Source organism: Mycobacterium nebraskense (assembly GCF_002102255.1).
GTDB classification, from domain to species: domain Bacteria; phylum Actinomycetota; class Actinomycetes; order Mycobacteriales; family Mycobacteriaceae; genus Mycobacterium; species Mycobacterium nebraskense.
On sequence record NZ_LQPH01000029.1, the window covers coordinates 1 to 8,576 of the forward strand.

Genomic DNA, 8,576 nt, shown 5'->3' on the forward strand with positions numbered 1-8,576 from the left:
TTTGCTTTAGAAGCCTTGCCTAGCAACATATTTGGAGAATTCTAGGCCGCTAGTCCACTTAAGCAGATAAGCAGTACGTATGTTCGAATATGGTTACGCTTCGCGGTCGACGCCGGAGTCGGCGGTGCTGCTGGATCGGGTGCGTGATGCGGGGCGGGCGGAGGCGCGGGCGGCCGCGGAACGCCTGGTGGCGGTCGGGGACTTGCTGGTGTTGCGTTGCCGGGATTGGGGGGAGCGGGCGGACTGGGCCGCCGATGCGTGGGATGTGGTGGCCGCGCAGGTGGGCGCGGCGTTGGGGTGCAGTGTGGCGATGGCGCACAGCCAGCTGCGCTATGCGATGGCGATGCGTGAGCGGCTGCCGCAGGTGGGCAAGGCGTTCCAGGCCGGCGATATCGACTATCGGGCGTTTCAGACGATCGTGTTCCGCACCGATCTGATCACCGACCCCGACGTGATGGCGCGGGTGGATGCGCGGCTGGCGGTGGTGGTGGCGCGGCGCCCGTCGCTGACCCGGGGAGGGCTGAGCGCGGCCGTGGATCGAGTGGTGGCCCTGGTGGACGCCGACGCGGTGCGCCGCGCCAAGCGGGCGCTCGATGAGCGGTTTGTGGATGTGCAAGCCAACGAGTCGGGGATGGGCTGGTTGACCGGCAGCGTGTTCGGCGCCGATGGGCATGCGCTGGATCGGCGGCTTGATGAGTTGGCGCGCAGCGTGTGTGGGGCCGATCCGCGTACCCACCGGCAGCGCCGTGCTGATGCGGTGGGCGCGCTGGTCGCCGGGGCGGATCGGTTGAGGTGTCTATGCAGAACGCCCGGCTGTGAGGCCGGTGGGCGCATCCCGAGCGCTGTGGTGATCCATGTCGTCGCCGAGCAGGCCACGGTCTGCGGGTGCGGTAATGCCCCGGGTGTGCTGCCCGGGGTTGAGGGACTCGTCCCGGGCGAGGTGATCGCCGAGCTGGCTCGCTCGGCCAAGCTGGTGCCGTTGAGCGTGCCGGAGGAGGCCGAACCGCGCTACACCCCCTCGGCCAGGCTGGCCGATTTCGTGCGGTGTCGGGATCTGACCTGCCGGGCGCCGGGGTGTGATCGCCCGGCCATCGACTGCGATATCGACCATACGATCCCGTACGCCGAGGGCGGTCTGACGCATCCGTCGAAGGTCATAAGTTGTTAAACTACCCTCATGCCTGCGAGGAAATCTGCTGGTCAGCGTGTTGGGGTGGGGTCGGCGGCGATTTATGCCCGGATATCGTCCGATGTGGAGGGCACGGGGTTGGGGGTGGCGCGGCAGTTGGAGGATTGCCGCAAGCTCGCTGAGGATCGGGGTTGGCCGGTCGGGGCTGAGTATGTCGACAACGATGTGTCGGCGTTTTCCGGTAAGCCGCGCCGCGAGTACGCCCGGATGCTGGCTGATCTGGCATCCGGTGATCGTGATGCGGTGATCGTCTACAACCTGGACCGGCTGCATCGGCGTCCGGTGGAGTTGGAGGAGTTCGTCACGCTGTGCGAATCGGTGGGGGTGCGCGATGTGGCGACCGTGACCGCCGACATCGACTTGGGCAACGATGACGGGTTGTTCATGGCGCGGATTTTCGCGGCGTTCGCCGCCAAAGAGTCCGGGCGCAAGTCAGCACGCATCCGCCGCAAGATGTTGCAGAACGCCCAGGCCGGTCTACCGCATGGCTCAGCACGCCCGTTCGGCTACGAAGCCGACAAGATCACCGTGCGCGAATCAGAGGCCGCCGTGGTCCGTGAGATGGTGGACCGGTATCTGGCGGGCCAATCCCTGCGGTCGTTGACAATCTGGCTCAACGAGTCGCAGATCACCCCGAGCGTGGCGAAGTCGTGGCAGACTTCAGCGGTGCGCCAGGTGTTGTCCTCCGGGCGTATTGCCGGGTTGCGGGAGCACCGCGGGGAGGTGATCGGCCCCGCGGTGTGGCCGGCGATCATCACCCCAGCAGAGCGTGATCGGGTGTTGGCTCGGATGGCGGCGCGTTCGGTGACCAAATCCCGCACTGCACGCACGTATCTGTTATCGGGGCTGTTGCGGTGCAGGCGCTGCGGCAACAGGTTGTATTCCCAAGCCCGGCACAGCAATCCGCAGAATCGTGTACGCCGCTACGTGTGTCTGAAGGGGCCGGATCATGGTGGGTGTGGCCGGTTGACGGTGGTCGCCGCCCCCGTTGAGGAGCTACTGACCGAGGCGGTGCTGACGCGGCTGGATTCTGCGCAGTTGGCCGACGCGCTGGCGGGCAAAGCCAATGCTGATGCGGATGTGACCGCACTCGCCGCCCAGGTCGATACCGATCAGGGGCGTCTGGATGAGTTGGCGGGGCTGTATGCCGATGGCGCCATTACTGCGCGGGAGTGGATCGCGGCGCGTGATCCGATCACCGAGCGCATCACCGCCGCCCGTCGGGATATCGCCGCCGTCACCGACACGACGGCGGTCTTTGAGTTGGTCGGCACCGGCGGTGCACTGCGCACCGAGTGGGACGGGCTGGATTTGGGGCGCCAGCAGGCGATCATCAAAGCGGTGTTGGATCACGCGGTCATCGCACCGGGCACCCCGGGTGCGCGCCGCCTGGACATCGACCGGGTAGCCCCGATCTGGCGGGTCTGAGTTGCCGACCGGGCGGGCCGATCGGCCCCGAGGAGGGTCGCGATCCGGTTGATGACGGTCGGGTCGGTCACGGTGACCGGTACATCGTGGCGTTCACACGATGCGGTCAGCCAGGCGATGAACTCGGGCCGCTCATGCAACGGTGCCACGCCGGAGTCACTGCTGCCCGCAGTGTCTGCTGTCCGGTCGCCGGGCGCGGTGGTCATTATCCGGCACCCGGCGGCATGGGTGGGATGCTCCTGACGGCGGAGCGGGATTCGGTGATGGCGGCGATGCGAGCCTGGATGTGGCGCAGGGCCGCGGAGACGACCAGGACGCGGTCACCGGCGCTGGCGTGTCCGGCGTGGTCGAACTCCCAGGCCACCGCATCGGGGTCGAGTAGGGTGTAAGGCCGCTGGTCGGTGCCGGTCACCGCGGCGCCGGGTGGGATTTGGTTGCGCCTCGTCGCGGCTCTTATCGCTTGGTCGCGGGTCCAGGTGGCACGGGCGGTGCGCAGGGCGCCCATGGTGGTCGAGTAGTGCCGGGATTTGGTGGTGATGTGCCCGCGATAGCCCAGGGTGTGCAGCCAGCGCCCGATCCCCGCCAATGCGCCCACGCCGTGTTCGGCCAGCTCGGCGATGGTGGTCAGGATGGCCCGCACATGTTCGCTGACGGCCAGCTCGCCGATCGCCTCGGCGGATAGCCGTCGGGCGGTGATGCCGAAGTCGTGCAGCGATTTGGTGACGTATTTCGCCAAATATGCGGCGACTCGGCGCGGTGAAAGCCGCGACGATGCGCTTGTTCCGGTTTCCGCCGTTGCGGGATCATGCGCGGCCCTGGTGGTTTCGGGTGTCAGTGCTTGGGTGTCGATTTGGGTGCCGAGCCGCAGCGTCCGCACCACAGCGCCGCCGCTGCCACTGTCGCCGGTGGGTACGTCGATGCGGACGCGACCGGCGGCCTGGTGAATCAGCGCGGTCAGCTCGATGGCGGTGATCGGTGACGACCAGCCGGGATGTGGGCCGGTGCCGTGACGAGGCTCCCCACCACCCCGAGGGGCGGCGGGGCCGTGACTGATGTGGTTACCTGATGCGGTGGTGGCGGGGTCACCGGGCGGGTCGAGGCGGATCAGGGCGTGAATGTGCGGGATGGCGCGGGCTTGCAGTTCCACCACCTTCACGAAACTGACCCGCACCGAATCCGTAGATAGCCCAATCGCTTTGAGGTGCGTGGTGATGGCGCGTCGTAGTGCGATGGTGAAGCGCCGCCACAGTTCGGGCAGATGCCAGGCGAACAGCACATGCCCGAGATAGTCATAGCAGGCCGCGCACAATGGTTGCCCCACCACCGAATCATTGACGGTGTGGATGGTGTTGCAGCGCAGTGGTTTATCGTGTCGGCACCTGGCGGCTTGGCCGACCGGTTTGGGGTGGCAGGTGGTGTCGGTGGCGTTGTGCACGGCCCCGTAACCCGGTGCGGTGAGCGTGGCGAACACCTGCGGATGAGTGGCGACCTCAGCGGGTACGTCGTGGTGGCCGCCGGAGGCACCGGCGTGCACCAGCTGCCAGGTGTCGCGGGCATACAGGTCCGCGCACGACGGGCAGACGGCGGCACGCCGGTTGTTGCAACGCGTCCACACCGTATGCCGGCGCCCGCCGAGGTCGGCACCGACCAGTTGGATCGGGTGAGCGCAGTACCCGACCGATTCCACCCGCCGCCACCACGACCCGAAGCCGGGTGAGGAGGCGCGCCGGCACATCTGGGTGATCACCGCATCGGCATCGACGGTGGCCGGCTGACCCGGCAGCACGATCACCGGGCTCTGCGTCGTTACGGTGCTCACCGGTTTCCCTGTTCGCCGGGGCGCGGTGCCCGAAAGGTGCGGGCCAACGCGGTGATGTCGCGGTCGGTGACGTGGAAGGCCCGCACGCGTACCGGGTCGGCGCTGCCGTCGATCATCACGTACCCGACCCCGGGGGTGGCATCGGCGATCAGGTCGCATTCGGCCCCGGCATCGCGGGCTCCTTGACCGAGCACCATCGCGGTCTGGGTGGCCTCGGTCATGCGCAACCCGATCCGCACGGTGAACAGTTGGCGCACCGGCAGGGTGTCTTTGGCCGGATCTTGCACCGCGGCCACCACCGAAATCCCGACAGCACGCCCTTGGGATAACAGCAGGCCGAGCAGTTGTTCGATCTCGGCCCGCAGTTTGCGGTCGCTGACATAGGCGGTCAGCGCGGCGATCTCATCGATGATCACCACGTGCAAGGGCTCGGCGACGGTGGGAGTGTGGAGGCGGGTGTGCCCGCGCAGCCGGGCGGCGCGTGCCTGCATCAGCTCCACCAGGCCGCGCAGCAACTCCACGGTGGGTGCACCGGTGTCATAGCAGAACCGCGTGAACAGCGCTGCGCCGGCACCGAGTTCCATACCGCCTTTGGGGTCGATCACCCACAACCGCACCCGGCCACACTTGACGTCCGGGGCGAGGGCGGCGATCAGCGACCACAGCACCGAGCCCTTGCCCGCTCCGGTGGCCCCGGCGACCAGAATGTGCTGGCCCAGCACCGGCAGCGTCCACCAGCGCCGTGATTCGGTGACCCCGACCCGCACCGCGCCCAGATCAACCGCTGACCCCGGGGTTGGCATGGGCACCGCGATCGGCTGGCCGAGCACATCGCCGCGGCCGATGATGATCCGCAGCTGCCCGGGCGCGGTGGCGCGGATCGTCAACCGCTGCGCTCCCCATGTCGCCGCCAACGCGGGGGCGCGTTTTTGCCAGTCAGCAATCGACTGGCCGGTCACCACCTTCACGATCAGCACGTCGGCGTGGCGGCCGATCCGCACCGACACCACAGCCGGGACCAGGATGCGCTCACCCAGTCGGGCGGTCAGCCCGTGCAGGGCACACACCGACGCCCAGTTACGCCCGTAGCGCCACCACGCCCAGAAACGCTGCCGCACCGGATTGGTTACCCACCGGCTAAACGATGACGGCTCCAGCACCGACCAGCCGATGTAGGCCGCGATCTCCACGGCGGCGGTCAACACACCGGCCCGGGCGCCGTGACTGACGGTGACGCAGAGCGCCACCGTGGCCGGGATGCTCAGGACCGGAAACAGGATCGCCCACCACAGCAACTGTCCGGCGGCTTTGACCCCGGCCACGATCAACTCACCGACCCAGTCATCATCAGCTGATGGATTGTTGTTGTGGTTCTTACGGTTTGGGGTGTTCGACATGACGGTCTGCTTTCACTGACAGTGGAAAGAGGGGCGGGGGTGCCGGCCCGGCAGCCCCGACGCGCTGGTCTGCGCGACTGCCGGGCCGGCCCTGCGGTTACCGGGCCTGCTGGCCCGGCTTGACGCTCGCCGTGGCGGGGTCGGTGGCGGTGATGGCTTCGGCGCGATACGCGATGCCTGAGCGGCCGTCTTGCGACCACGGCAACGCCACCAGACCCGCTACCGCCACCGGCTGGCCGACCGTGACTTTCGGTTCCCCGACCACGGTGACCGCCAGCACTTCGCCGCCGGTGGCGTCCAGGGCGATCAACTGCACCTGCCACAGCGCCTGCCCGGTGGCCTTGTCCACACGGGGTGCCCCGGTGTCGAAATTGGTGCGCTGCTCCGGAATCCGAGTGCATAAAAACGTCACCCCGGTCGTGTCGATACGCAGTTTCATGAGTGCTGTGTCCTGTCTTCTCGGTGATCGGCCCAACGGTGTTGTTGGACGCATCACCCAGCACAGCCCGACCCCAGCCGGGGCCACCAGCGGCGGACTAAAACGCACAGTGCTGCTGTGCAAAACTGTGCGCTGCCGACGGCACCGGGCACCGGTCCGCTGACCGGCACCGTCGTGTCAGCGGGTGCGCTTGTCGTCGTCACCGGCAGGGGCGGTCGCCGGGTAGGGTGTGCGGCAGCCGCCCTCGCACCGGGGCGGTGTCGTCGCGTTGGGGGTGAGAATTGTTCGCACTGCTGGTCAGGTTCAGCGTCCGTGCCGGACACGAAGACGCCTTCGACACGCTGGTCGCCGAAACGCTGGCCGCGATCACCACCGGTGAACCCGACACGATCGTCTACGCCAGCCACACCCAGGCCGGCGAGCCCAGCGTGCGGGTGTTCTACGAGTGCTACCGCAACCATGACGCGTTTCAGGCGCACGAGGCCGCCCCGCACACCCGCCGGTTCCTCGCCGAGCGGGCCCAACACCTGGCCAGCCCACCGCAGGTATTGACACTCACGCCGGTTGCCGGCGCAATCGACGGCAGGCCACTTCGAGGCGACGGTGCCGCGCGCTGACCGCACACCTGGCGAGCTGGTCGGCCGCTACCGCAAAGAGCGCAACTGGTCGCGGGAACGGTTGGCCGGCCAGATACACAAATCGGTGAGCTGGGTCGCCCAAATCGAACGTGGTGAACTGCCGCTGGTCGACATCACCGTGCTGGGCCAACTCGCCGCGCTGCTGGGCGCCCCGCTACAAGAGTTCATCGACGCCGCCCTGGGACCCGACACCGAAACCGTCCGTAACCGCCCCTACGTCGAGCAGCTGCGTCTTGCCATCGCCGGCCACCCCGCCCCCGACAACATCATCACCCCGGTCATCGACGGCCCACCCTGCGATATGGAGTCACTGCGCCAACGCACCCGCCACATCTGGCAACGCATCCACGCCAGCGCCTACCGCGATATGGGACCAACCATCGCCGCCCTGATCAGCGAGCTGGAAAACGCCAGCCGCACCGCTGCGAAAACTCAACGGCCCGAACTGCTTCCGCTGCTGGCCCAGACCTATCAAGCCGCTGCTGCGATGCTGGTCAAAGTCGGTGACCGTGGTGCAGGGTGGGTGGCCGCCGACCGCGCCATCGCCGCCGCCGAACAAAGCCACGACCCCGCCCTGATCCTGGCCGGGCAACTACGGATGGCCCGCACCCTGCTCGACTCCAGCGAACAAGCACTGGCCCGCCACGTTCTGACCCAAGCAACCCGCCGCCACGACGCCATCATCGCCGGCGGCGACCCCGCCCTAATCTCACTGGTCGGTTCCAGCGCGCTGCTGCTGGCGATCCTGCACGCCCGCGACGCCAACACCGATGCCGCCGAGCAGTGTTTGACGGTGACACGCCGGCTCGCCGCCGTGCTGGGTGGCGACTGCAACCACCACGACACCGAATTTGGCCCCACCAATGTGGCCATGCACGCCGTGGGTGTCGCCGTCGAACTCGGCAACGGACAACAAGCCCTCGACCGTGCCGCCCACGTCCGCCACCCCGAACAGCTCTCGCCGGAACGGCAAGCCCGCTACCTCATCGACATCGCCCGCGCTCACCTGCTCACCCGCTCCGGGCGCGGCGCACTGCTGGCCCTGGTCAAAGCCGAACAGATCGCCCCCGAAGAGCTCGCCGAAACACCACGTGTCGCCGAACTCATCGACGACATCGAAGCCCTCAACCGACGCCCACGCCTACCCGGACTACGTGAACTCCGACAACGCCTCTACGGCTGACCGGCTCTGATGCTGCACGGCCCCGACACACCAGCCACGTGCCCACCGCCCGGCGAACGCTGCCACCGCGGCCGTTCATCTTGCAGCGCGCAGCCCCAAGCACACCGCCCACCCGAGCTGATCCACAATGCGGGCGGCTACCTCCGGGCTGCGCTGCGCTCCCTCCGCTTCCGTCCGCTGGCGCTCCCGTCCGCGCCGGTCGCTACACTGCGCCCTGCGTCCGCCGCCCGCCAACCAACCAGCTCGCCAGGCAAGCCATGTGAGAACGTCGCCACCACGAAAGCGACCGCGATGCCCGCGCACACACCGGTATCGCCGTAGGCCAGTGAGCCGCCCCGCAGCATCAGCGCCGGCCACCCAACCAGATCAAAAACAGTCCCCGACCTGCTTTGTGAGAACTTTCTTCACTGCTATTAAAGACCTACCGGCGTTTCCGCGGCTTGGCGCAGTGGGTCGTCGGTAGGGTCCGCGTCCGGACCGGTG

At 67.9% G+C, this 8,576-nt stretch carries 7 protein-coding genes; 4 read left to right on the forward strand and 3 right to left on the reverse strand.

The features are described from left to right. Nucleotides 1–79 precede the first annotated feature (79 nt). Together AWC17_RS03755 and AWC17_RS03760 are read left to right on the forward strand one after the other, a co-directional pair. Nucleotides 80–1,168 (forward strand): HNH endonuclease signature motif containing protein, encoded by a 1,089-nt coding sequence (locus AWC17_RS03755; protein ID WP_085164250.1) that lies wholly within the window; start codon nucleotides 80–82, stop codon nucleotides 1,166–1,168. Nucleotides 1,169–1,177: 9 nt separating this feature from the next. Then, the gene (locus AWC17_RS03760) at nucleotides 1,178–2,617 is read left to right on the forward strand and encodes a recombinase family protein (protein ID WP_012393896.1); all 1,440 of its coding nucleotides are present in this window, start codon (nucleotides 1,178–1,180) and stop codon (nucleotides 2,615–2,617) included. A gap of 205 nt (nucleotides 2,618–2,822) precedes the next feature. On the opposite strand, the gene AWC17_RS03770 is transcribed toward AWC17_RS03760, so the two are convergent. From AWC17_RS03770 to AWC17_RS03780, 3 genes are all read right to left on the reverse strand, one after another. Beyond that, entirely contained in the window at nucleotides 2,823–4,436 is a 1,614-nt protein-coding gene (locus AWC17_RS03770; RefSeq protein ID WP_012393897.1) for a replication initiator, read from the reverse strand. Further along, a complete protein-coding gene (locus AWC17_RS03775) occupies nucleotides 4,433–5,833 on the reverse strand; it encodes an FtsK/SpoIIIE domain-containing protein (RefSeq protein ID WP_012393898.1) in 1,401 nt (466 codons plus the stop codon). The genes AWC17_RS03770 and AWC17_RS03775 overlap by 4 nt, the downstream gene beginning before the upstream one ends. 97 nt (nucleotides 5,834–5,930) lie before the next feature. Further along, the gene (locus tag AWC17_RS03780) at nucleotides 5,931–6,272 is read right to left on the reverse strand and encodes an SCO3933 family regulatory protein (protein ID WP_012393899.1); all 342 of its coding nucleotides are present in this window, start codon (nucleotides 6,270–6,272) and stop codon (nucleotides 5,931–5,933) included. Nucleotides 6,273–6,553: 281 nt separating this feature from the next. On the opposite strand from AWC17_RS03780, the gene AWC17_RS03785 reads away from it, so the two are divergent. Together AWC17_RS03785 and AWC17_RS03790 are read left to right on the forward strand one after the other, a co-directional pair. Beyond that, nucleotides 6,554–6,889: a putative quinol monooxygenase gene (locus AWC17_RS03785; RefSeq protein ID WP_012393900.1), complete on the forward strand. Its 336-nt coding sequence runs from the start codon at nucleotides 6,554–6,556 to the stop codon at nucleotides 6,887–6,889. Continuing rightward, complete coding sequence (locus AWC17_RS03790) at nucleotides 6,876–8,093, forward strand: helix-turn-helix domain-containing protein (protein ID WP_085164252.1); 1,218 nt, start codon at nucleotides 6,876–6,878, stop codon at nucleotides 8,091–8,093. The genes AWC17_RS03785 and AWC17_RS03790 overlap by 14 nt, the downstream gene beginning before the upstream one ends. The last annotated feature ends 483 nt before the right edge of the window (nucleotides 8,094–8,576 follow it).

What these genes read in the sequence shown, in the direction of transcription:
- AWC17_RS03760 (WP_012393896.1), top strand. Translation starts at nt 1,178, where the DNA reads ATGCCTGCGAGGAAATCTGCTGGTCAGCGTGTTGGGGTGGGGTCGGCG.
- AWC17_RS03780 (WP_012393899.1), bottom strand. Translation starts at nt 6,272, where the DNA reads ATGAAACTGCGTATCGACACGACCGGGGTGACGTTTTTATGCACTCGG.
- AWC17_RS03775 (WP_012393898.1), bottom strand. Translation starts at nt 5,833, where the DNA reads ATGTCGAACACCCCAAACCGTAAGAACCACAACAACAATCCATCAGCT.
- AWC17_RS03755 (WP_085164250.1), top strand. Translation starts at nt 80, where the DNA reads ATGTTCGAATATGGTTACGCTTCGCGGTCGACGCCGGAGTCGGCGGTG.